The sequence below is a fragment of the Patulibacter defluvii genome, from assembly GCF_034096925.1.
Taxonomy (GTDB): Bacteria; Actinomycetota; Thermoleophilia; order Solirubrobacterales; family Solirubrobacteraceae; genus Patulibacter; species Patulibacter defluvii.
Window position 1 is genome coordinate 1 of record NZ_JAWZSQ010000013.1, and the last position, 21028, is coordinate 21028.

Here is a 21028-nt window from a genome sequence, read left to right on the forward strand (position 1 = left end):
AGCGTGCGGCCGCGCCGCCCCCGCCGGGCGATCGCCGCGGTCGCGCGGGCCGCCGCGTCGAGGTCGGCGACGGCCACCCCGGGGCCGTCCAGCAGCCGCTGCCGGCGCCGGCGACCGACCCCCAGCCGTCGCAGCCGTCGCTCCAGCGGGTCGTGCATCGCCGGGCCGGCGCTCCAGCCCTCCCAGGCCGCGCGCGAGACCATCGCCTGGTGGCGCCAGAGCCAGCGGACGACCGTCCGCCGCCGCATCCAGCGCCGGCCGCAGGCCGGGTCGAGCACCTGCACGAGCGGCCCCCGCGCCCGCCAGAGGACGGCGAAGTGCGGCACGTCGCCGGGCGCGGTGACCACGGCGATCAGCGGCAGCGTCGCGTCGGGCCCGCGGCCGACGTGCTCGGGCGGCAGCAGCCGCTGGGTCAGCGGCAGCCCGTGCTCGCGCGAGGCGTCGGCCAGGGCGGCGATCGAGGTCCCGTCGACGTCGGTCGCGCAGCGCGCCCGCAGCGTCGCGACGTCGGCGGCGATCCGGTGGCCGCGCAGCAGCGCCGCCAGCGCCGCGGGCCCGCAGTCCATCGCCGAGGTCTGGACGACCCGCGGGACGAGCCGCCGCCTCACGGCTCGGCCAGGCCCCGCCGGCAGGCGACCAGCACCGGGTGGTCGCCGGTGACCCCGGCCCGCTCCAGGACCAGGACCGCCTGGGCCAGCGCCCGCCGGCCGCCCGCGGGGTCGCCCGCCGCGCGGCGGCTGCGACCGAGGTTGTGGAGCGTGGCCGCCAGCTCGGGGTGGTTCGGGCCGAGCCGCGCGCGCTTGATCCGCAGCGCGGCGCGCCCGCGGGTGACGGCCGTGCGGTGGTCGCCGCGGTCGGCGGCCACCAGCGCCAGCCCGTGGAGCGCGATCGCCACCTCCAGGTCGTCGTCACCGCGCAGCGCCGCCCACCGCCGGCGGACGTCGTCGAGCATCCCCTCGGCCTCGTCGAGCCGGCCGTCGCAGCGCAGCAGCTCGCCGACCTGGGCCTGGTCGCCGAGCGCGTCGGGATGGTCGGGCCCCAGCTCGCGGACCCGGATCTCCCACGCCCGTCGGGCGAGCGCCAGCGCGTTGCCGGCGCGGCCGCGGGCGTGCTCGAGGCCGGCCAGGTTGTGGAGCACCGCCGCCCCGTCGAGCCCGTCACGGCCGACGATCGCCAGCGCCCGCCGGTAGCCGCGCTCGGCGTCGTCGTGGGCACCGCGGTAGCGGGCGACGAGCGCCAGCCCGTTGCAGGCCAGCGCCAGGTCGGGGTCGGCCGGGCCGAGCCAGCGCTCGGCCTCGTCGATCGCGGCCCGGAAGCCGGCGGCGGCGGCCGGGTAGCGGCCCTGGCGGCGCGCGGCCTCGGCCGCAGCGCAGCGGGCCTGGACGGCGATCCGGGCGATCGGCCCGGTCGGGTCCGGCGTCAGCGCCGCGATCGTGGCGCGGGCGGTCTCGGCCGCGGTCCGCGCCTCGTCCAGCTCGCCGGCGGCCAGCGCGGCGCGGGCCCGGGCGAGCGCGGCGTTGGCGCTGTCCGGGTGCTCCGGACCGACGCTGGCGTGGAAGGCGGCGACGGCCGCGCGGGCCGCTTCGAGGGCCTCGGTCGCCCGCCCGGCGGCGAGCCGCTCGAGGCTGGCGGCGTGGTGGGTGGCCCCGGTCATCGTGGAGGCGGTGCCCGCGCGGGAAGGAGGACTCCCCTCCCCGCGCGAGCACCCGACGGCTCAGCGGCCGACGCCCTCCGCGTGGTTGGTGCTCAGCCCGCCGGCCTTCACCTCGATGGTGATCTCCATGGTCCCCTCCTCAGGGTCGAGCGACGCCGCAGCGGCGTCGCAGATGGTGTGTCCCAATCGCCCCCTCCGCCCGGCCCAGCGCCGCGGCGGCCGCCCAAGCGTCGGCGGCGACAGCGGCGACCATTCCAGGCGCCGGTCCGTTCGACAGTGCCGTCCGGGTGCCGGCCCCGTCGCACAGCGGTGCCGACGCCTCACCCGCCGGAGACCCGCAGCACCACCACCCCGGCCACCACCAGCGCCGCCCCGAGCACCCGCAGCGCGGTCAGCGGATCGCCGGAGAGGGCGATCCCCAGCACCACCGCGCCGACGCCGCCGACGCCGGTGAAGACGACGTAGGCGGTGCCGACCGGCAGCGACTGCATCGCCTTCGACAGCGGCAGCACGGCGGCGACGAACAGCAGCAGGCAGACGAGGGTCGGCAGCGGACGGGTGAAGCCCTCGGTCGGCTTGATGCTCTGCGACCAGGCGACCTCGAGCAGGGCGGCCAGCCCCAGCCACGACCAGCCGCTCACCGCGCCACCGCCGGGACCGCGGCGAGCGCGCGACCGACCGCCCGCGCCTCGGCCAGGGCCCGTTCGCGCCGCTGCTCCAGCCCGGGAGATCCGGGCCGCGACGGCTGCAGCCGGACGACGTCGACCGGCCCGAAGCCGCACATCGTCAGCCACTGCTCCAGGTAGGCGACGTGGTGGTCGACCCCGAAGGCGGCCGGGACGCCGGGCGCGTAGACGTGGCTGGTGGCCAGCACCGCCGCCCGCCGCCCGCCGAGCAGCCCAACGTAGCCGCGCTCGGGGTCGAAGCGGAAGGCGACGCCGGGCTGGGTGACCGTGTCGACGAACAGCTTCAGCGCCCACGGGATCCCGCTGTTCCACATCGGCGCCGCCAGCACCAGCGCGTCGGCGGCGGCGACCCGGGCCCCGAGCGCCAGCACCCGCTCCCAGGCCGCGGCGTCGACGCCGGTCGGGACGCTGCCGCCGATCACGGCCATCTTCGCCGTCGCCTCGCGGGCGGCGAACGGCGGCAGCGGGTCGGCGAAGAGGTCGAGCCGGTCGACCGGGCCGCCGCCGGCCGCGGCGTGGCCGTCGAGCAGCGCCGCGGAGAGACGGCGGGATTCGGACGCCTCGCCACGGGGCGAAGCGGAGACGAGCAGCAGGCGGGACACGGGCGACCTCTCGGACGGGGTAGAAGCGGAACGTACTCCGCTTATTTGTAGCGGAATCTGCTCCGCTTCTGTCAGGATGGGCCGATGAGCCCCGCTCCCCGGCGCCGCGACGCGGTCCGCAACCGCGACGCGATCCTCCGCGCGACGGCGGCCGCGGTCACCCGCGAGGGAGCCGAGGCGCTGCGGGTGGCCGAGGTCGCGCGCGCCGCCGGCGTCGGTCCCGGGACGATCTACCGCGCGTTCGGCGACAAGCGCGGGCTGCTGCTGGCGCTGGTCGACGAGCAGGAGCGGCGGCTGCAGGAGGATCTGCTGCGCGGGCCGCCCCCGCTCGGCCCCGGCGCCGCGCCCGACGAGCGGCTGGAGGCGTTCCTGCTGGCGCTCCAGCGGCTGGTGATCGAGCACCGCGACGTGCTGGCGGCGGCCGACGGGGCGTCGCCCGCGTCGCCCTTCCGGACCGCGACCCACGCGGCCTGGCACCAGCACCTGGTGCTGCTGCTGCGGCAGCGGCCGGGCGCCGCGGCCGACGACGCCGACCCGGTCGCGCTCGCCGACCTGCTGCTGGCGACGGTCGGCGCCGGCGTCCACCAGCACCTGCTCGACGAGCGCGGCGTCTCGCCCGCCGCGGCCGCCGCGGCGCTGCGGCGGGTGCTGCGCGGCGTCCTGGGGTGACGGCGACCCCAGGGGTGCGGCGGCGCGGACGGTTTGGGGGTGCTCCCACGGGTCCCTCCCCGATGTGGGCGACGCCCACGTGGCCCAGGCTGGAGCCATGACGCCCCCGCGCTTCCTGCCCGCCCTGGTCGCCACCGCCGCCGCCGTGGCCGTCCTCGCGCCAGCCGCCTCGGCCGCGCCCTACGCCAACCGCGCCGTGACCTTCAAGCTCAGCGGCTCCCAGAAGACGACCTGGCAAGCGGTGCCGGTGCCCGAGCCGGTCTGCCAGAACAAGCCGACCGGCTTCCGCGGCAGCGGCACCGAGACGATCGAGTTCTCCCACGCCCGGGCCCTGAAGGGCACCGTCACCGGCTCGGGCAACACGTGGGGCCTGTGGGTCCGCGACAAGGGCGGCCGCCAGATCTCGACCCTGCCGCTGGCCGGTACGGTCGAGCGCAAGGGCGGCGGCATCAGCGTCGTCTGCGGCGAGGACCGCCCGGACACCAGCGGCGGCTGCGTCGGCAAGCGCAACTTCACCGGCCAGGGCCTGGTCTCGTTCCTGACCGGCCGCCGGCTGACCTTCTCCGAGGACACCGTCCTGGGGACGTCGGCGCTCTACCCCGACTGCCGCTGGGTCTGGGACGGGATGACCGTCCGGACCGGCAACGTGCTGCTGAACGTCGGCAAGGGCAAGTTCGACCCCAAGCGGCTGGCCCGCCGCTCGTCGCTGACCCTCACCGGCCGCGACGAGGCCCGCTGCCAGGACGAGTCGGACCCGACGCCGGGCGTCACCTGCACGACCGTCACGGTCTGGAAGCTGACGATCTACCCGGCGGGCAAGAAGAAGCGCTGAGGGGCGCCGCAGGCCGCGGCTCAGCCGGGCTCGACCACGCGCGCGGTCGCGAGGTAGGTCCGGCGCAGCCGCTGGTAGTCGTCGACGGCGATCCGCATCCACTGCTCCATCGAGCCGGAGGGCGTGTCCCGCTCGCGGGCGGGCACGCCGGCGGCCAGCCGTCCGGGGGCGACGCTCCGCCGCTCGCTGAGGACGGCGCCGGCGGCGAGCATCGCGCCCGCGCCGACCCGGGCGTGCTGGAGCACCACGGCGCCCATCCCGACCAGTGCGCCGTCCTCGATCGTGCAGCCCTCGAGGACCGCCGAGTGGCCGACGGTGCAGCCGCGGCCGACGACCGTCGGCAGGTCCTCGGCGCAGTGGACGACGACGTTGTCCTGGATCGAGCACTCGGCGCCGATCTCGATCCGCGACTCGTCGCCGCGCAGGACCGCGCCGAACCAGACGCTGGAGCGGTCGCCGATCCGGACGTCGCCGATCAGCACCGCCGTCGGGGCCAGGAAGACGTCCTCGCCGATCGTCGGACGGACGCCGTCCAGCTCGACCAGGGTCGCCATCAGCGGCTCCCCCGTCCGGACCGGCCGGCGACGACGACCGGCGATTGACGAGCACGCGACGCCTGCATGGCGCAGAAGCCTAGCCGCCGGCGGCGTAAGGCCCCGACGGGTCGCCCGCGTCCCCCGGAACGAGATGACCTGCCCGCCCGCCACCGCGATCCGACCGACCGAGCGCCGCCAGCGGGAGCAGCGGCTGCGGGCCGCGCTCGCCGCCCTCCTCGCCGACGACCGGCCTGCCGCCCGCCGTCGCCTGGAGCGGCTGCTCGACGACGCCCGCCGCTCCCACGACCTGACCGCCGAGATCTTCGCGGCCGCGCTGGCCCGGCGGCTCGACGACCGCCCCGCCGGGACCAACCTCTACCTGCGCGCGTTCGACCGCTCGCAGCTGTCGCTCTTCGACCTGCTGGCGGCCCACCTGCCGCTGGTCGCGATCGCCCGCGGGATCGCCAACCGCGTGCTGGCCGACGCGCTCGCCGGTGCCGACGACGTCGCGCTGGTGGCGCCCGGGATCGGCCTCGGCGAGCAGGAGGCCGACCTGCTCGACGAGCTGGCCCGTCGCGGCCGTGCCCCGCGGCGGCTGCGGGTGCTGGCCGTCGATCCCGATCCGGACGGCCTCGCCCAGGCGCGCCGGACGCTGACCGCCCGCGCCCGCCGCCACGGGATCGCCCTCGAGCTGCTGGCCGTCGAGGGCACGATCGAGGGGCTGGACGACGAGCAGTGGCGACGGTTCGCCGACGCCGCGGCCGCCGCCGAGCGGGTGGTGGTGGGCGCGTCGTTCGCGCTCCACCACATCGCCGGCGCCGACGCCCGCGACGCCGCGGCCGCTCGCGACCGGGTGCTGACCCGGCTGCGGGCGCTCGATCCGGCGGCGATCGTGCTCTGCGAGCCGAGCGCCGACCACCTGACCGACGACCTTGCCCGCCGCTTCGAGCAGTGCCTGGCCCACTACTCGGCGCTCTTCGGCCTGATCGACCGCGTCGACGCCGGCGACGCGGAGCGGGCCGGGATGAAGCGCTTCTTCGCCCGCGAGATCGAGGACGTGCTGGCCGGCCGCGACGACGCCCGCGCCGAGCGCCACGAGCCGGCCGCCGCCTGGGTCGAGCGGCTGGTCCGCGCCGGCTTCGTCCCGGCCACCGTCGTCGCCCCCGCGCTCGGCGACGTCGACCGGGGGATCACCGTCGCCAGCCGCCCGGGCCACGTGGCGATCGACGTCGACGGCGTGCCGCTGCTGGCCGTCGTCTGCGCCGACCCCAGGCCCCGGAACGACGAAACCGCCTGACGGGCAGGCGGTTCCGGGAGAGCCCTCTGCCGGACTCGAACCGGCGACCCCTTCCTTACCATGGAAGTGCTCTACCAACTGAGCTAAGAGGGCGGGAGTCGGAAGAGTAGCGGGCCGGGGCGCGACGTGTGGGGCGACCGCCGTGGCCGGCGGGAGCGTCGTGTGCGGCACCGCACCCATCGCTCGCCACCGGCTTCTTATGATCGGATCATCATGATTCGCACGATCGTCACCGCCATCGGCAGCGGCTTCCTCGAGCTCGGACGGCTCGGCAGCGCCCAGCCCGCCCCGACCCGGGGCCGCAGCGCCCACGAGCAGCACCCGCAGCCCCCGCGCCCCGTCGCCTGAGCCGGGTGCCCGCCGGCGCCGTTCAGGCCCGGCCGGCCCCGCTCGCGACGCGGTCGCGCAGCTCCGCCACCGCGGTCCGCAAGGCCCGCTCGGCGACCGCGCGCGCCACCCGTCCCGGGACCGGGAACCCCAGGTCGACCCCGACCTCGTAGGTCGCGACCGTCGTCCCGTCCGCCTGCTGCTCGAACCGGTACTCGCCGTCGATCGAGCGCAGGTCGCCCTCGACGTACTCCCACCAGATCCGCCGCGGCGGGTCGTAGTGGTAGCGGAGCACGTAGCGCGCCCGCCGGATCTTCAGGTCGAGCTCGGTCTCGATCAGGCTCCCCCGGCCCTGGTCGTCCCGCTCCAGCACCCGGCAGCTGGTCACCGCCCCCTGCCACTCCGTGTAGCGCTCGAAGTCGAGCAGGACCGCGAAGCAGGCCTCCGCGTCGCCGGGGATCGTCTCGCTGTGGCTGCCGCGCTGCACGGCCGGCACGCTATCCGCCCGCGCCGCGCCGACGACCGCCGCCCGAACGGGTAGCGTGCGCCCCAATCCGCCGGGAGGACCGCACGTGGGACGCTTGAAGGGCACCGCCAGCGCCGAGCTCGACGCGCCGATCGCGCGCGTCTGGGACGTGATCGCCGACATCGCCACGATCGGCGAGTGGCAGGGCACGATGGACGGCGTCCGGGTGCTCGACCGCGACCCCGACGGCCGCGCCCTGACCGCCCGCTTCGAGATCGACGCCAAGGTCCGGGTGCTGAAGGCGACGATCCGCTTCCGCCACGAGCAGCCGACCCGCCTCAGCTGGCGCCAGGAGTCCGGCGACCTGGCCTCGATGGACGGCTCGTGGACGCTCGAGGACCTGGGCGGCGACCGCACCCGCGCCACCTACGCGCTCGACATCGACCCCGGCTTCGGGCTCGGGATGTTCGTCCGCGGCGAGGTCGAGCAGAAGCTCCGCGAGCGGCTGGTCACCCGCCGCCCGGAGGAGCTGCGCGCGCGGCTCGCCGCGACCGCCTAGCCGCCGCCGTTCGACCCGATCCCCGCCAGCGCCCGCAGCGCGGCCAGCTCGCGCTCCATCCCCTCGGCCACCAGCTCCGGGTCGGGCACCTGGTCGCGGTCGACGACGATCCCGGCATCGATCCGGCCCAGGTAGCTCATCACGGTGATGTTCATCCCGACCCCGTGGGTGACCGGCGAGACCGGCACCACCTGCTCGATCCGGGCGCCCGCGCAGTAGAGCGGAACCTGCGGCCCCGGCACGTTCGAGACGATCAGGTTCATCGGCGGCCGCACCCCCGGCCGGCCGGCGATCCCGAGCGTGATCTTCGTCGCCTGGGCGAAGAGCGCCGGCGGCAGGAAGCGGGTGGCGTCGATCAGCGTGTCGGCCGGCACCGCCCGGTGGCGCTCCTTGGCGGTCTGCATCGCCGCCCGCGCCGCCGCCAGCCGCTCGTCCGGCTCGCGGAGGTTGGTCGGCAGCGGCACCACCATCCCGCCGACCCGGTTGCCGAAGGTCCCGTACTGCTCGGGCGTCCGGACCGAGACCGGCACCAGCGCCAGCAGCGGCTCCTCCGGCAGCGCCTCGTGCGCGGCCAGCCAGTGGCGGACGCCGCCGGCCGCGACCGCCATGATCACGTCGTTGACCGTGGTGCCGAGGGCGGCCTTGACCGCCTTCACCTGCTCCAGGTCGAGCCGCACGTGGGCCATCCGCAGGTGCCCGCTGAGCCGGCGGCTGAACGGCACCTCGGGCGCCGAGCCGGTCGGCGGCTCCAGCAGCGGCCGGTCGTCGCCGGTCAGCGGCCGCGCGATCGCGCGCGCCACCCGTCCCGCCGTCCGCAGCCCCGGCACCCAGCCCGAGCCGGGGATCGCGCCCGCGTTGGCCACCAGCCGCGGCAGCGCCGTCGCCTGCCGCCGCAGCCGCTTGGGGGTCGCCGCGACGCCCCGCAGCAGCATCTCCAGCTGACTCGGAGGGTGCTCCAGCTCGGTCCCGGTCGGCGCCTCGACCGTCCGTCCCTCCGGCGAGAGGTCGAACAGCGCGCCCAGGATCTCGGCCCCGGAGACCCCGTCGACCAGCGCGTGGTGGACCTTCGAGAAGAGCGCGCAGCGGCCGTCGGCCAGGCCCTGGATCAGGTACAGCTCCCAGAGCGGGCGCTCGCGGTCGAGCGGCTGCGAGAAGAGCCGGCCGACGAGCGTCGCCACCTCGCGGTCGCCGCCCGGCGCCGGGACCGCGGTCTCGCGCACGTGGTAGCCGAGGTCGAAGTCGGGATCGGTCGCCCAGTAGCCGTGGTCGATCCCGAGCGGGACGCCGACGAGCTTCCACCGGAACGGCGGCAGCAGCGGCATCCGGCTGTGCATCATGTCGCGCAGGGCCTCGATCGTCACCTGCCCGCCCGGCGCGTCGGACGGGTCGAGGACGACGTAGGCCGACACGTGCCCGACCGTGCGGTCGCCCTCGTGGGCCAGGAACAGCGCGTCGAGGCTGGTGAGCTGCCGCATCCGGTGGTCTCCTCCTGCGGCGACCCTATCCGGCCGCCGGGCGACGCGGGGGCGTCCGGCGACGCTCGCGCCCGCGGCGCCCGTGGGCTACCGTTCCGCCGCGACCGACGAGGAGGACCCGATGGCACTGAGTGGCGAGGCGAGCAGCGAGATCGACGCCCCGATCGAGCAGGTGTGGCCCCTGATCGAGGACATCTCGACGATCGTCGAGTGGCAGGGCGGGGTCCAGTCGATCGAGATCCTGGAGCGCGACGGCGAGGGCCGGCCGGTGCTCTGCGAGATCGTCAGCGACGCGAAGGTCAAGTCGATCAAGACCCGCGTCCGCTTCACCCACGAGCCGCCGCACCGGCTCTCGTGGGTCCAGGAGAAGGGCGACGTGAAGGCCCTGACCGGCTTCTGGGGGCTCGACGACCTCGGCGGCGGGCGGACCCGCGCGACCTACGCGGTCGAGGTCGACCCCGGCCGCGTGCTGGGGATGCTGGTCAAGGGCCCGGTCGAGGGCCTCGTCCGCTCGATCCTGGTCGGCGCCCGTCCCGACGAGCTGAAGCGGCTCGCCGAGGGCGCCTGAGCGGGCCCGGCGCCGGAGTTCCCGGCGCCGCCCGCCCGCGCGATCAGCCGCCCTGGCCGGTCCCGACCAGGTCGATGACGAAGACCAGCGTGCTGTCGCCGGGGATCGACGGCGGCTGGCCGCCGGGGCCGTAGCCCTGGTCCGGCGGCACGACGAGCACGCGGCGGCCGCCGGCCTTCATCCCCGGGACGCCCTTGATCCAGCCGTCGATCAGGCCACCCTCGACGAGCGGGAAGGACGCCGGCTGGCCGGAGTCCCACGACGACTCGACCTTGTCGCCGCCCCACAGCGCCAGCGTGTACTGGACCTGGACGTTGTCGCCGAGCTTGGCCGCCGGGCCGTCGCCGACCACGACGTCCTTCGCCTGCAGCTCCTTCGGCGGCTCGCCCGAGGTCTTCGGGACCTTCGGCGCCTTCTTGACGTCGTCGCCGACCTCGCTGGCGATCTTGTCGGCCGCGGCGCCGCCGGCGACGTCGCCGCCCGCGGGCGCCTCGGTCGACGCGGTGGTCTGCTCGGTCGCGGTCGAGCCCCCGCTGCTCTCGGTGTCCTTCGACGTCCGCTCGTCGCCGCAGCCGGCGGCGATCAGCGCGAGCACGACCAGGGGAACGGGAAGCAGGTGGCGTCCGGTCATGCGGGGCAGCGTAGTCCAGCGCGCGCTCAGGCGCTCGCCTCGGCCACGTCGACCGTCGTCAGGCGACCGTAGGCGGCGGCGTCGCGGCGCCGGATCCGCAGCGCCCGCACGACCCCGATCGCGAACGCGATCGGCAGCGGCACGATCAGCAGCACGTTGGCCGTCGTCCCGGCCGCGGTCAGCAGGTCGAAGTTCTTCACGATCAGGACGCAGGTCGCCGCCAGCGCCAGCGCGGCCAGCCCCGGGGCGACCAGCCGCTGGACGAGCGTGGCGTCGCGATGGTCGCGGCGGAAGAAGCCGATCACGGCCACCGAGCAGAGCGCCTGGAGCGCGATCACGCCGAGGATCCCGGTGCCGTTGGTCCAGAGGAAGGTCTGCATGTAGGGGTCGGCGCCGAAGAGCGTGAAGAGCGCGATCACCGCGAAGGCGAGGCCGGTCTGGGTCAGGCTCGCCGGGCCGGGGGCGCCGGCGGCGTTGGCCCGCCCGAGCGCCCGCGGCAGGATCCCCTCGCGCCCGAGCGCGTGGAAGTAGCGGGCCGAGGCGTTGTGGAAGGCCAGCGTCGCGGCCAGCGCGCTGGTCACGATCAGGACGTGCATCACGTCGGTCGCGCCCTGGCCGACCCAGTCGTGGGTGGCGGTGAAGAACATCCCGGTCGGGTCCTTCGCGGCCACGTCGAGCCCCGCCGCCGGCCCGAAGGCCATCAGGATCATCCACACGATCAGGGTGTAGAAGAGCGCCAGGAAGGCGACCGAGGCGAAGGTCGCGCGGCGGACGGTACGGCGCGGGTCGCGGGCCTCCTCGCTGTAGATCGCCGTCGACTCGAAGCCGAGGAAGGCGCCGAAGGTGATCACGAACAGCGCCCCGACGCCGCCGGTGAAGACGTTCGAGGGGTCGAAGCTGGCGAAGCTCAGCCCCTCGCGGCCGCCGTCGAGCAGCACCGGCACGGCGAGCACGCCGAGGATCGCCACCTCCAGCAGCAGGAACAGGCCGAGCACGCGGGCGCTGAGGGTGATGTTGCGGTAGCCGAGGACGCCGACGATCGCCCACGCCACCAGCCCCCACAGCCACCACGGCAGGTCGACGTGGAGCACGTCGCGCATCGTCGTCGCGGCGAAGGTGCCGGTCGCCGCCAGCAGGCCGATCCCGATCGCGTTGTAGGCCAGCACGGCGACCAGCGAGGCGCCGACGCCGAGCGGCCGCCCGAGCCCGCGGCCGATGTAGGCGTAGAAGGCGCCGGCGTTGGGCACGTGGCGGCTCATCGCGGTGAAGCCGACGGCGAAGGTCGCCATCACGATCCCGGCCACCAGGTAGCCGCCGGGCGCGCCGACGCCGCCGAACTGGATCGCCAGCGGCGCGACGCCCGACATCACCGTCAGGGGCGCGGCGGCCGCGACGACGAAGAAGACCAGGTCCCAGGCGCCGATCGTGCCGGCCCGCAGCCGCGTGGCCGCGGACGGGGGCGGCGCGGCGGCGGTCGCCGCGCGGGGCTCGGGGCTGTCGGCTGCGTCCTGCACCGTCGTGGTTCCCATGGTCGTCCTCCTGCGTGTGCCCGTCGTGGTTCTCGCTGCCGGCGCCGCTCCGTCGGTCGGATCGCCACCGCGGCCGGACGTCGCCGACCGCCCCGGCGCCGGCGCGCCGGGTCGCCTCCCGGCCGCTCGGCCGGGTCGTCCCGCTCCGCCGCGCCGCGCGCGGCCCTGGTCGGCGGCCCGCCGGCCGCCGTGTCCCGCCGGCGTCGCCGGGTGGGCGACGCCCTCGCTCAGCCCTCGTCCCGGTGGACGACCTCGCCGTCGACGACCGTCAGCCGCACCGGCAGCGCCGGCAGCTCGTCGGCCGCGACCTCGGCCGGATCGGCCGCGAACCCGCTCAGGTCGGCGACGAAGCCGGGGGCGATCCGCCCCTGCCGGTCCTGCTCGCCGATCGTCGCCGCCGCCCAGTCGCTGTAGCCGCGCAGCGCCTCGAGCCCGGTCAGCGCCTGCTCCGGCTCGAAGACCGGGGCGTCGGGCTGGCCCGGCAGCCGCCGCAGCCGCGCCCACGCCATCCCCAGCCGCGGGTCCTCCTGCGCGACCGGCCAGTCCGAGCCGAGGGCCAGGCGGCCGCCGGCGTCGAGCACGTCGCGGGCGCGGAAGGCGCGCGCGGTCCGCTCCGGCCCCAGCCGCTCGGTCCACGAGTCCGATCCGTCGGCCTGGCGCCACTGCATGTGCAGCGGCTGCATCGAGGCGACGACGTCCTCGGCCACCAGCCGCGCCAGATCGTGGTCGGCCATGGTCTCCAGGTGCTCGATCCGGTGCGGTGCGCCGTTGGCGGGGCGGGCGTCGGCCGCGCGGTAGGCGTCGAGCGCGGCGGCCACCCCGCGGTCGCCGCAGGCGTGGGTGACGCACTGGAAGCCGGCGCCGGCGAAGCGGGCCACGACCTCGTCGTAGCGGCTCGGGTCGGGCCAGAACGGCGCCACGCCGTCGCCGTGGGTGTCGGCCTCGTAGAGCCAGGCGGTGCCGGAGTCGATCACGCCGTCGATGAAGAGCTTGGCCACGCCACCGCGCCAACGGCGCCCGTGCTCGCCGACCAGCGGCAGGTGGGCCTCGATCTGCTCGTCGCTGACGTCGGGGGTCTGCCAGAGCGGGACGACCAGCCGCTGGGGCAGGTCGCCGGACGCCTCCAGCTCGCGCAGCAGGGCGAAGGTCTCGGGCGAGCCGTCCATCGCGTGGCCGCCGGTCAGGCCGAGGCTGGCCAGCCGCCGGAGGGTGCCGGCGACCATCGTCCGGTACTCGGCCTCGGTCGGCTGCGGCGCGGCGTCGAGGATCAGGCCGTAGGCGCTCATCTCGCGCAGCTCGCCGGTCGGCACGCCGTCGCGGCAGACGACCTCGGAGGCGTCGGGGAAGTCGACCGGGCCGTCGATCCCGGCGGCGGCCAGCGCGGCGGGGCTGGCGAGGGCGGTGTGGATGTCGAAGAAGAGCAGCAGCGTCGGGGCGCCGGCGACCGCCTCGGCGATCGCGGCGGCCTCGATCGGGCGGCCGGCGAAGGCGGCGTAGTCCAGCCCCCAGCCGCGGATCCAGGCCCCGTCGCCGACCCGCCGCCGCTCGGCCAGCAGCGCGTCGCGGACGCCGTCGAGGGTCCGCAGGCCGCGCAGGTCGACGCCGCGGGTCAGCTCGGCGCCCCAGACCGGGTGGATGTGGGAGTCGACCAGGCCGGGGACGATCGCGGTCCCGGCGCCGTCGATCAGCGTCGTCCGCGCGTCGCAGGACTCGCGCACCTCGGCGTCGTCGCCGACGGCCACGATCACGCCGTCGCGGATCGCGATCGCGCTGGCGGTCGGCCGCGCCGGATCGAGCGTCCGGACGGTCGCGCCGAGCACGGCGAGATCGGCGGTCGTCGTGGTGCGGGTCGTCGTCGCCATGGTGGAACCGTAGCCCAAAACGTTTTGGAGGGGGAGATTCTTTCGCCGTGCGGCGGCGTGCGTGCGACGTACGCTGGCGGCGGGCCGGCGTCCGCCGCCGCCCCACGGTGGAGTACCGTCTCGCCGATGTCCGAGCGTCGGGTCACGATCCGCGACGTCGCCGCCACCGCTGGCGTGTCGGTGACCACGGTCTCCCACGCGCTCAACGGCAAGGGCAACGTCGACCCCTCGACCCGCCAGCGCGTGATCGACGTCGCCGCCGAGCTGGGCTACCGCGCCAGCCGCGCCGCCCGCGCCCTGCGCTCCGGCCGCACCGGCGTGATCGCGATGCTGCTGCCGGCGGTCGAGACGCTCGACGCCGAGCGCGAGCTGCTCAGCCTCGACTACTACATGCAGCTGGCGATGTCGGCCGCCGGCGCCGCCTTCGAGCGCCACCACCCGCTGCTGCTGACGCCGCCGCTGAAGACGGTCGCCGAGCTGCGCGAGCTGGGCGTCGACGGCGGGATCCTCTGCGACCCCGGCCGGTCGGACCCGCGGGTGGCGCTGTTCGAGGAGCTCGACCTGCCGGTCGTCACGATCGAGCGCGACCTCGGCCGGCCCGAGCACCGCTGGTACGTCCGCGGCGACAACGAGGCCAACACCCGCCAGCTGCTCGACCACCTGGCCGACGCCGGCGCGACCCGGATCGCGATGCTCGCCGCCGAGTCCGACTGGGCCTGGTCGGCCGAGTCCGAGCGCGCCTACCGCGGCTGGTGCGCCGAGCGCGGCGACGAGCCGATCGTCGAGGTCACCGGGCTGCACCGGCTGGAGGCGTCGGCCTTCGAGAGCGCCGGCCGGCTGCTCGACCGGCCGCAGCGACCGGACGCGATCTTCGCCCTCGCCGAGAGCTACGCCAACGGCGTCGTGCGGGCGGCCCGCGACCGCGGCCTCGACGTCCCCGGCGACCTGCTGGTGGCGAGCGGCATCGACAGCCAGCAGACGCGCGAGGCGACGCCGCCGATCACCACCATCGACCTGCTGCCCCAGGACCAGGGCGCGGCGGCGGCGCGGCTGCTGGTGGCGCGGCTGGAGGGCGAGGATCCCGAGGCGCCGGTGGTGGTGCCGGCGGCGCTGCGGATCCGCGCCAGCACCCAGCGCTAGGCGCGGGGGGCCGGTCCGGGCCGATCGGCGGTCGGCGGCGCGACCAGCTGCGCGGTCAGCCGCTCGAGGGCGGCCTCGGGGTCGTCGCAGAGCCCGATGTGGACCGGGCCGGGCTGGACGATCGTGCTCGACGGGGCGGCGATCCAGCCGAAGCGGTCGGAGCGATCCATCGCCGCGACCGCACCGGCGGCCGGATCGCCCTCGGCGACGCGGACGATCCCGTCCAGGTGCCGCCGCAGCGCCTCGAGGTCGAGCCCGGGGTCGAGCGCCGCCAGCCGCTCGCGGTCGACCCGCACCCGCACGCCGAGGAAGGCCCGCCGGCGGCAGTGGAGGACGACGCCGACGTTCAGCGCCTCGCCCCGCTCCTGCGACGGGACCACGCGCAGGACCGCGTACTGGAAGACCTCACGGCCGTCGGCGACGGGCTCAGGCGCTGCGGGCATGCTCGGCCTCCTCCACGAAGTCGCGCGGGGACCGCAGCCGCGCCAGCAGGTCGTCGACGTGGAGCGCGGCCGCCTCGGCGTCGAGCCACGGCTCGGGCACCAGGCCGACCACCCGCCGGACCAGGTCGTCGGTGACCAGCGGGGCCAGGCGGGCGTCGGCGTCCACGATCGAGGCCGCGCGCGGCAGCAGCACGTGGTCGCGGATCGCGGCGAACCGGCCGCGGGCCTTGGCCGGGTCGAGGCCGGCGTGCTGGCGGTAGCGGGCGGCGCCGTGGTCGATCAGCCAGACCCGGTCGTGCCAGGTCAGCAGGTTGGGGTTGCGGGGCGTGCGGTCGACGTTCTCGCCGAGCGCGTCGAGCCAGACGATCGCCGCGGCCAGCTCGGGGCTCGGCTGCGGGCCGGCGGCGGGCACGTAGGGCAACGCGCGGGGCAGGAAGTCGAGGCCGACGTTGAGGCCCGCGCTGGCGGCCAGGTGCTCCTGGATCTCGGGGTCGGGCTCGGCGACGGAGAGGTCGCGCGGCAGGTCGACGAGCACCACCTCGGGCACCAGCAGGCCGAGGTCGGGCGCGGCCGCGGCGAGCGCCCGGGCCAGCTCGCCGACGACGATCTCGGCCACCAGCGCCTTGGTCCCCTGGGCGGCGCCGGAGAGCTTGACGACGTAGAGCCCCAGGTCGTCCGCCTCGACCAGCGCCGGGACCGATCCGCCCTCGCGCAGCGGCGAGACGTAGCGGGTGGCCTGGACGGTGCGCAGCACGCAGGGCAGGGTACCCGGCGGGCCGTCGCCGCCCCGCGCCGAGCGGCGGGGCGGGCCGGGCCGGGCGGGCGGGGCTCAGTGCGTGTGGCGCGAGTGGAGCATCAGGTCGTTGCCGTCGGGGTCGGTGAAGAGCGCCATGTGACAGACGCCGGTGTCGAACGTGTCGCCCTCGAAGACGACCCCCTTCGCCTCGAGCTCGGCCCGGGCGGCGGCGACGTCGTCGACATGGAGGGCCAGGTGGGCGTTCTTCTGGGGTGCGAAGGGACGGCCCTGCCGCGCCGGCTCCCAGATCGAGACGCAGGTCTCGCCGATCCAGAACTCGGTCGCCTGCTTGTCGTCCTGCCGCAGCCCGAGCACCTCGCCGTAGAAGCGCCGCGAGCGCTCCGCGTCCTGGGACGGGATGCCGACGAAGTCGAGCTTGCTGATGGTGGCCATGGGGTTCCTCCTGCGAGTCGGTTGCGAGAGCGCGATGCTCCCAGCGATTGCGGTCAGCAGGTGACCGGAAGGGAAATCGGGCGGTGGGGCGGGCCGATGTCAAAAGATCCGACCGTTCTCCGCCGCCCGCGAGGCGCGGGCCCGAAACGACGAAGCCCCCGGCCGTGGCCGGGGGCTTCGTTTCATGGGGGGAGCAGGATTCGAACCTGCGTAGGCAGAGCCAACGGGTTTACAGCCCGTCTCCTTTAACCACTCGGACATCCCCCCGAGGGCGAGCAGCGATGCTAGCGCGCGCGCTCGTCTCCGTGTCGTCCGCCCCCGCCCGCCTCGCGGAGAGGTGCGTTCTCGCCCGGCCAGCCGGGCGAGAACGCGATTCGGCGTCGCCGGGACGTTGAATCGCGGAGGGCCGTCCGCGGCCGCGCGCGAGACCGCGGTTCGACGTCGCGGGGCGCCGTTCCCCGCCGCCGTTCCTACCCCTGGTAGAATCGCCGTCCGATGAGCACCGTGCCGACCGACATCGCCGCCCTCGCCCGCGACGCCGACGCGGCCGAGCTGGCGCGGATCGTCCGTGATCGCGACCCCGCCCAGCTGCGGCGCGAGCTGACCGGCGCCGCCCGCCAGCTGGTGCTCGACGAGCTGTTCCGGCGGTTCCCGGAGTACGTCGACGGCGAGCGGATCGCCGCGCTCGAGGACGTCGTGCTCGGCTTCACGGTCGCCGACGAGGGCGAGCCGGAGTCCCGCCACCACGTCCGTCTGGACCGCGGCGCCTGCACGACCGGCCCGGCCGATCCCGCGGTCGAGCCGCGCGTCGGCCTGCGGCTCGGCGCCGCCGAGCTGCTGCAGCTGACCACCGGCGCCGGCCGTCCGGCCGAGTGGCTGCTGCGGGGCACGCTCGAGCTGTCGGGCGACGCCCCCTTCGCGCTCGAGCTGGCCGGCTTCTTCCGCGTGCCGGGCGCCGCCGCGGGCGCCGCCGAGCGGCTCGATCCGCTCGACTTCGACGTCCGGGCGCTCGCCCGCCTGATCGGCGACGAGGATCCCAAGCGGCTCCAGCGACGGCTGCGCGGCGCCGTCCGGGAGCTGGTCGTCGACCAGGCGCTCGACCAGTTCCCCGCCTTCTTCAAGCCCCACCGGGCCGAGGGCGTCAACGCCACGATCGGCTGGGCGATCACCGGCCCCGACGACGAGCCGACCCTGCGGCGCGCGATCCGGATCGCCGACGGGGCGTGCACGCCGGTCCACGAGGGCGTCGAGGACCCGACCGCCCTGATCCGGCTCGACACCGTCGAGTTCCTCAAGGTCATCACCGGCAACAGCCAGCCGGCGCTGGCCTTCGTCCGCCGCAAGCTGCGGATCAGCGGCGACCTGCCGGCGGCCGCGCGGCTGCTGACGATGTTCGTGATCCCGTCGCCGAACGGCTGAGGACCACCCGCACCCCAGAACGTCGAAAGGGGCCCCGCCTCCCACGGGGCCCCTGACGTTTCTCCCTCGCGACGGTGCGGCTAGACCGCGTCGCGGAGCCGCTGCGCCTCGGGCAGCGACTCGAGCTTCTTGAGCGTGTGGCTCTCGATCTGGCGGATCCGCTCGCGGGTGACGTCGAACGCGCGGCCGACCTCCTCGAGCGTGCACGGCTGGTCGCCGGAGAGGCCGAAGCGCATCTCGATCACCTCGCGCTCGCGCTTCGGCAGCGTCGACAGCGCGCGGCGGACGTGCTCGCGGCGCAGCTGCTCGCTGGTCAGCTCGAACGGGGACTCGGCGTCCTTGTCCTCGACGAAGTCGCCGAGCGAGGACTCCTCGTCCTCGCCGACCGGCTTCTCGAGCGAGATCGGCTGCTGCGAGATCCGGAGGATGTCGCGGACGTCGCGGACCTCCATCTCGACCTCGGTGGCGATCTCCTCCGGGGTCGGCTGGCGGCCCAGGGTCTGCACCAGCTGGCGCTCGACGTGGACGACCTTGTTCAGCTTCTCGACCATGTGGACCGGGATCCGGATCGTCCGGCCCTTGTCGGCGATCGCGCGGGTGACCGCCTGGCGGATCCACCACGTCGCGTAGGTCGAGAACTTGTAGCCGCGGCGGTAGTCGAACTTCTCGACCGCGCGGATCAGGCCCAGCGAGCCCTCCTGGATCAGGTCCAGGAAGCTCAGCCCGCGGCCGAGGTAGGCCTTCGCGATCGAGACGACGAGGCGCAGGTTGGCCTCGATCATCGCCCGCTTGGCCTCGACGTCGCCGCGCTCGATCCGCTTCGCCAGCTGGACCTCCTGGTCGGCCGTCAGCAGCGCCACGCGGCCGATCGACCGCAGGTACATCCGCAGCGAGTCGAGGCTCGGCTCGACCGTCAGGTCGATCTGGGGCCGCGACTTGGCCGCGCCGGCCTCGCGGTCCTTGCGCGCCCCGGCCTGCTCCAGCCGCTCCGCCTCGCGGGCGGTGCGGTCGGTCGCGTCGCCGTGGTGGTCGCCGTCGCCGTGGAGGACGTCGACGCCCAGCTCCTCCAGGTGCGCGTGCAGGTCGCGAACCTGCTCCTTCGTGACCTCGGCCTCCTCGAGGACCGCCGCGATCTGGGACACGGTCAGATACCCGCGTTCCTGTCCGTCGGCGATCAGTGCCCGCAACTCGTCGATCTCGGTGATCGGCGCCTCGTCGGCCAGCAAGGCCTCGTTGTCGCTCACGTCGGAACCTTCTCCTCAGTCGGTTCTTCGACGCCCTCCGGACACCGCCGGCGGGCTCTCCAGTTCTCTCTCCCAGCGGCGGCCGGATCATCGCCCCGGGCCTGCCTGCCCGCGGTGCCGACGACGGCCGTTCGCTGTCGCCAAGGTCTAGCACAGCTTCCAGCGATCAGCGCTGCGAGGGTGACGCTGGTCACACAACGCCCGCTTCCCACGGGGCATCGCGCGCGCCGCCGACGCCCGTCGCAGCGGGGTCGCGGCGGCGAGTGCGTACCGTATGGAGCGATCCGTTCGGCGCTCCGCCCACCGTCGACCCGGCCGGCGGCCGACCACGAGGACCCGTCCCGATGACCACCACCACCGCCCACTCCGCCCTCGACGTCCAGAACCAGGAGCCGACGGTCCACGTCGCGCTCTCGCGGGTCGGGGTCGCCGGCGTCGAGAAGCTGATCCGCGTCGGCCAGCCCGGCGAGGAGGTCCCCTACCTGGCGACGCTGGAGACGGTCGTCGACCTCGGGCCGCACCAGAAGGGCGCCCACATGTCGCGCTTCGAGGAGGTCGTCAACGGGGCGATCGCCGACGAGGTCGTCGGCGCCGCGCCGGTGCTGCGGGCCGAGGACCTGGCCCGCCGGGTGGCGGTCGCGATCCGGGAGCGCCAGGGCGCCCGCCGGGCCGAGGTCCGGATCACCGCCCGCTACCCGGAGGACCGCCCCGCGCCGGTCTCGGGGATCCCGACCCAGGAGATCTTCACCCTCCACGGGATCGCCGTCGCCACCGACGCCGGCACCCGCACGATCACCGGCGTCACCGCCCAGGGGATGACCGCCTGCCCCTGCGCCCAGGAGCACCTGCGCGACAGCTCCGAGGGCCGCCTGCGCGAGGCCGGCTTCGACGACGCCCAGATCGCCCGGATCTTCGAGGCGGTGCCGGTCGCGACCCACAACCAGCGCGGCCTCGGCACGCTGCTGCTGGGCCGGACCGAGGACTCGACGGCCGACCTCGACGCACTCGACCTGATGCGCGTCGTCGAGTCGTCGATGAGCTCGGAGATCTACGAGCTGATGAAGCGCAGCGACGAGGGCTCGGTGGTCGAGAAGGCCCACCGCAACCCGCGCTTCGTCGAGGACTGCGTGCGCGAGATGCTGCGCGGGGTGGTCGAGGGCTTCGGCGGCCTGGCCGACGAGGCGTTCGTGCTGGCCAAGCAGGAGAACCTGGAGACGATCCACCAGCACGACGTGATCGCGGAGCGCTACGGGACGCTCGGCGAGCTGCGGACCGAGCTGGTCGGCGGCGTCGAGCCGGCGACCCACACCTCGCTCCGCGAGTGGCTGGACGCGGCCGGCCGCTGAGCCGCGTCAGGCGGTCGGGGTCGGCGACCGCATCGCCCGGCGCATGCCGAGGAAGTAGTCGACGCCGCTCCAGAGCGTGATCGCGACCATCCCGTAGACCAGCACGTCGAGCCAGGTCGGCGACGGCACGATCAGGATCAGCAGCAGGATCACCAGCATCTGGATCGCCGCCTTCCACTTGCCGAGCCAGGCGGCGGCGATCACCTCGCCCTGCTGGGCGGCGAAGGTCCGCGCCAGCTGCACGACGACCTCGCGGCCGATCACCACCACGGCGATCCACAGCGCCAGCCGGTCGAGGTGGACGAGGACGATCAGCGCCCCGCCGACCAGCAGCTTGTCGGCCAGCGGGTCGGCGAGCTTGCCGAACGACGAGATCTGCTCGCTGCGGCGCGCCAGCCAGCCGTCGATGAAGTCGGTGACCCCGGCGACGACGAAGATCGCGGCCCCGACGACGTCCCAGCCGTCGCTGCGCTGGAGCAGCGCGGCGATGAACAGCGGCACCAGCAGGATCCGCCCCACGGTCAGGACGTTCGGGACGTTGAGGGGCGGCACGG

Annotated in this window: 25 protein-coding genes and 2 tRNA genes; 9 read left to right on the forward strand and 18 right to left on the reverse strand. The window is 75.5% G+C overall.

The features are described 5' to 3' along the window. The 5 genes from SH587_RS13875 to SH587_RS13895 all read right to left on the reverse strand — a co-directional run. On the reverse strand, positions 1-608 hold a 608-nt coding region (locus SH587_RS13875; RefSeq protein WP_320671225.1), incomplete at its 3' end, for a cysteine peptidase family C39 domain-containing protein. Continuing rightward, on the reverse strand, positions 605-1654 hold the full coding sequence (locus SH587_RS13880) for a tetratricopeptide repeat protein (RefSeq protein WP_320671226.1): 1050 nt from the start codon (positions 1652-1654) through the stop codon (positions 605-607). The genes SH587_RS13880 and SH587_RS13875, both read right to left, overlap by 4 nt. 60 nt (positions 1655-1714) lie before the next feature. After that, a complete protein-coding gene (locus SH587_RS13885) occupies positions 1715-1840 on the reverse strand; it encodes a hypothetical protein (protein WP_320671227.1) in 126 nt (41 codons plus the stop codon). 134 nt (positions 1841-1974) lie between these two features. Continuing rightward, positions 1975-2295, reverse strand: coding sequence for a DMT family transporter (locus tag SH587_RS13890; RefSeq protein ID WP_320671228.1), 321 nt, complete (start codon positions 2293-2295; stop codon positions 1975-1977). After that, positions 2292-2942 carry an FMN-dependent NADH-azoreductase gene (locus tag SH587_RS13895; protein WP_320671229.1) on the reverse strand — a complete coding sequence of 217 codons (651 nt, stop codon included), beginning with the start codon at positions 2940-2942 and terminating at the stop codon, positions 2292-2294. The genes SH587_RS13890 and SH587_RS13895 overlap by 4 nt, the downstream gene beginning before the upstream one ends. Before the next feature lie 84 nt (positions 2943-3026). Between SH587_RS13895 and SH587_RS13900 the strand changes: the two genes are divergently transcribed. Both SH587_RS13900 and SH587_RS13905 read left to right on the forward strand, forming a co-directional pair. Then, the gene (locus tag SH587_RS13900; RefSeq protein WP_320671230.1) at positions 3027-3611 is read left to right on the forward strand and encodes a TetR/AcrR family transcriptional regulator; all 585 of its coding nucleotides are present in this window, start codon (positions 3027-3029) and stop codon (positions 3609-3611) included. A gap of 97 nt (positions 3612-3708) precedes the next feature. Continuing rightward, positions 3709-4443 carry a hypothetical protein gene (locus SH587_RS13905; protein WP_320671231.1) on the forward strand — a complete coding sequence of 245 codons (735 nt, stop codon included), beginning with the start codon at positions 3709-3711 and terminating at the stop codon, positions 4441-4443. Between the two features lie 20 nt (positions 4444-4463). On the opposite strand, the gene SH587_RS13910 is transcribed toward SH587_RS13905, so the two are convergent. Further along, positions 4464-4997, reverse strand: coding sequence for a gamma carbonic anhydrase family protein (locus tag SH587_RS13910; RefSeq protein WP_320671232.1), 534 nt, complete (start codon positions 4995-4997; stop codon positions 4464-4466). A gap of 133 nt (positions 4998-5130) precedes the next feature. Between SH587_RS13910 and SH587_RS13915 the strand changes: the two genes are divergently transcribed. Beyond that, entirely contained in the window at positions 5131-6276 is a 1146-nt protein-coding gene (locus SH587_RS13915) for a GRAS family protein (protein ID WP_320671233.1), read from the forward strand. A 20-nt stretch (positions 6277-6296) separates the two neighbouring features. Here the strand turns inward: SH587_RS13915 and SH587_RS13920 are convergent. Then, positions 6297-6369 (reverse strand) — tRNA-Thr (locus tag SH587_RS13920). A 120-nt stretch (positions 6370-6489) separates the two neighbouring features. Between SH587_RS13920 and SH587_RS13925 the strand changes: the two genes are divergently transcribed. After that, positions 6490-6624: a hypothetical protein gene (locus SH587_RS13925; RefSeq protein WP_320671234.1), complete on the forward strand. Its 135-nt coding sequence runs from the start codon at positions 6490-6492 to the stop codon at positions 6622-6624. A 22-nt stretch (positions 6625-6646) separates the two neighbouring features. Here SH587_RS13925 and SH587_RS13930 read toward each other — a convergent pair whose 3' ends face one another. Then, on the reverse strand, positions 6647-7090 hold the full coding sequence (locus tag SH587_RS13930) for a type II toxin-antitoxin system RatA family toxin (RefSeq protein ID WP_320671235.1): 444 nt from the start codon (positions 7088-7090) through the stop codon (positions 6647-6649). An 85-nt stretch (positions 7091-7175) separates the two neighbouring features. Here SH587_RS13930 and SH587_RS13935 point away from each other — a divergent pair, with 85 nt between their 5' ends. Next, positions 7176-7628, forward strand: coding sequence for a type II toxin-antitoxin system RatA family toxin (locus SH587_RS13935; protein ID WP_320671236.1), 453 nt, complete (start codon positions 7176-7178; stop codon positions 7626-7628). Here SH587_RS13935 and SH587_RS13940 read toward each other — a convergent pair. Then, complete coding sequence (locus tag SH587_RS13940; RefSeq protein ID WP_320671237.1) at positions 7625-9103, reverse strand: WS/DGAT/MGAT family O-acyltransferase; 1479 nt, start codon at positions 9101-9103, stop codon at positions 7625-7627. The two genes, SH587_RS13935 and SH587_RS13940, sit on opposite strands and share 4 nt — an antisense overlap. Positions 9104-9224: 121 nt before the next feature. On the opposite strand from SH587_RS13940, the gene SH587_RS13945 reads away from it, so the two are divergent. Continuing rightward, complete coding sequence (locus tag SH587_RS13945; RefSeq protein WP_320671238.1) at positions 9225-9671, forward strand: type II toxin-antitoxin system RatA family toxin; 447 nt, start codon at positions 9225-9227, stop codon at positions 9669-9671. 43 nt (positions 9672-9714) lie between these two features. Here the strand turns inward: SH587_RS13945 and SH587_RS13950 are convergent, their stop codons facing one another. The 3 genes from SH587_RS13950 to SH587_RS13960 all read right to left on the reverse strand — a co-directional run bounded on the left by SH587_RS13950 (position 9715) and on the right by SH587_RS13960 (position 13693). Then, complete coding sequence (locus tag SH587_RS13950; RefSeq protein ID WP_320671239.1) at positions 9715-10302, reverse strand: FKBP-type peptidyl-prolyl cis-trans isomerase; 588 nt, start codon at positions 10300-10302, stop codon at positions 9715-9717. 26 nt (positions 10303-10328) lie between these two features. Next, complete coding sequence (locus tag SH587_RS13955; RefSeq protein ID WP_320671240.1) at positions 10329-11831, reverse strand: APC family permease; 1503 nt, start codon at positions 11829-11831, stop codon at positions 10329-10331. 227 nt (positions 11832-12058) lie between these two features. Further along, positions 12059-13693, reverse strand: coding sequence for an amidohydrolase (locus SH587_RS13960; protein ID WP_320671241.1), 1635 nt, complete (start codon positions 13691-13693; stop codon positions 12059-12061). A gap of 126 nt (positions 13694-13819) precedes the next feature. Here SH587_RS13960 and SH587_RS13965 point away from each other — a divergent pair, with 126 nt between their 5' ends. Continuing rightward, complete coding sequence (locus SH587_RS13965) at positions 13820-14833, forward strand: LacI family DNA-binding transcriptional regulator (RefSeq protein ID WP_320671242.1); 1014 nt, start codon at positions 13820-13822, stop codon at positions 14831-14833. Here SH587_RS13965 and SH587_RS13970 read toward each other — a convergent pair. From SH587_RS13970 to SH587_RS13985, 4 genes are all read right to left on the reverse strand, one after another. Continuing rightward, the gene (locus SH587_RS13970; protein ID WP_320671243.1) at positions 14830-15276 is read right to left on the reverse strand and encodes a DUF3037 domain-containing protein; all 447 of its coding nucleotides are present in this window, start codon (positions 15274-15276) and stop codon (positions 14830-14832) included. The genes SH587_RS13965 and SH587_RS13970 overlap by 4 nt on opposite strands. Continuing rightward, positions 15260-16030, reverse strand: coding sequence for a HipA family kinase (locus SH587_RS13975; protein WP_320671244.1), 771 nt, complete (start codon positions 16028-16030; stop codon positions 15260-15262). The genes SH587_RS13970 and SH587_RS13975 overlap by 17 nt, the downstream gene beginning before the upstream one ends. Before the next feature lie 75 nt (positions 16031-16105). Beyond that, on the reverse strand, positions 16106-16465 hold the full coding sequence (locus SH587_RS13980) for a VOC family protein (protein WP_320671245.1): 360 nt from the start codon (positions 16463-16465) through the stop codon (positions 16106-16108). A 185-nt stretch (positions 16466-16650) separates the two neighbouring features. After that, positions 16651-16732 (reverse strand) — tRNA-Tyr (locus SH587_RS13985). 228 nt (positions 16733-16960) lie between these two features. Between SH587_RS13985 and SH587_RS13990 the strand changes: the two genes are divergently transcribed. After that, positions 16961-17884, forward strand: a complete 924-nt coding sequence (locus SH587_RS13990; protein WP_320671246.1) for an SCP2 sterol-binding domain-containing protein — start codon at positions 16961-16963, stop codon at positions 17882-17884. 80 nt (positions 17885-17964) lie between these two features. On the opposite strand, the gene SH587_RS13995 is transcribed toward SH587_RS13990, so the two are convergent. Then, positions 17965-19128 carry a sigma-70 family RNA polymerase sigma factor gene (locus tag SH587_RS13995; protein WP_320671247.1) on the reverse strand — a complete coding sequence of 388 codons (1164 nt, stop codon included), beginning with the start codon at positions 19126-19128 and terminating at the stop codon, positions 17965-17967. 344 nt (positions 19129-19472) lie between these two features. Here SH587_RS13995 and mptA point away from each other — a divergent pair, with 344 nt between their 5' ends. Continuing rightward, positions 19473-20474, forward strand: coding sequence for a GTP cyclohydrolase MptA (mptA, locus tag SH587_RS14000; RefSeq protein ID WP_320671248.1), 1002 nt, complete (start codon positions 19473-19475; stop codon positions 20472-20474). A 6-nt stretch (positions 20475-20480) separates the two neighbouring features. On the opposite strand, the gene pgsA is transcribed toward mptA, so the two are convergent. Continuing rightward, complete coding sequence (gene pgsA / locus SH587_RS14005; RefSeq protein WP_320671249.1) at positions 20481-21026, reverse strand: CDP-diacylglycerol--glycerol-3-phosphate 3-phosphatidyltransferase; 546 nt, start codon at positions 21024-21026, stop codon at positions 20481-20483. Positions 21027-21028 lie beyond the last annotated feature (2 nt).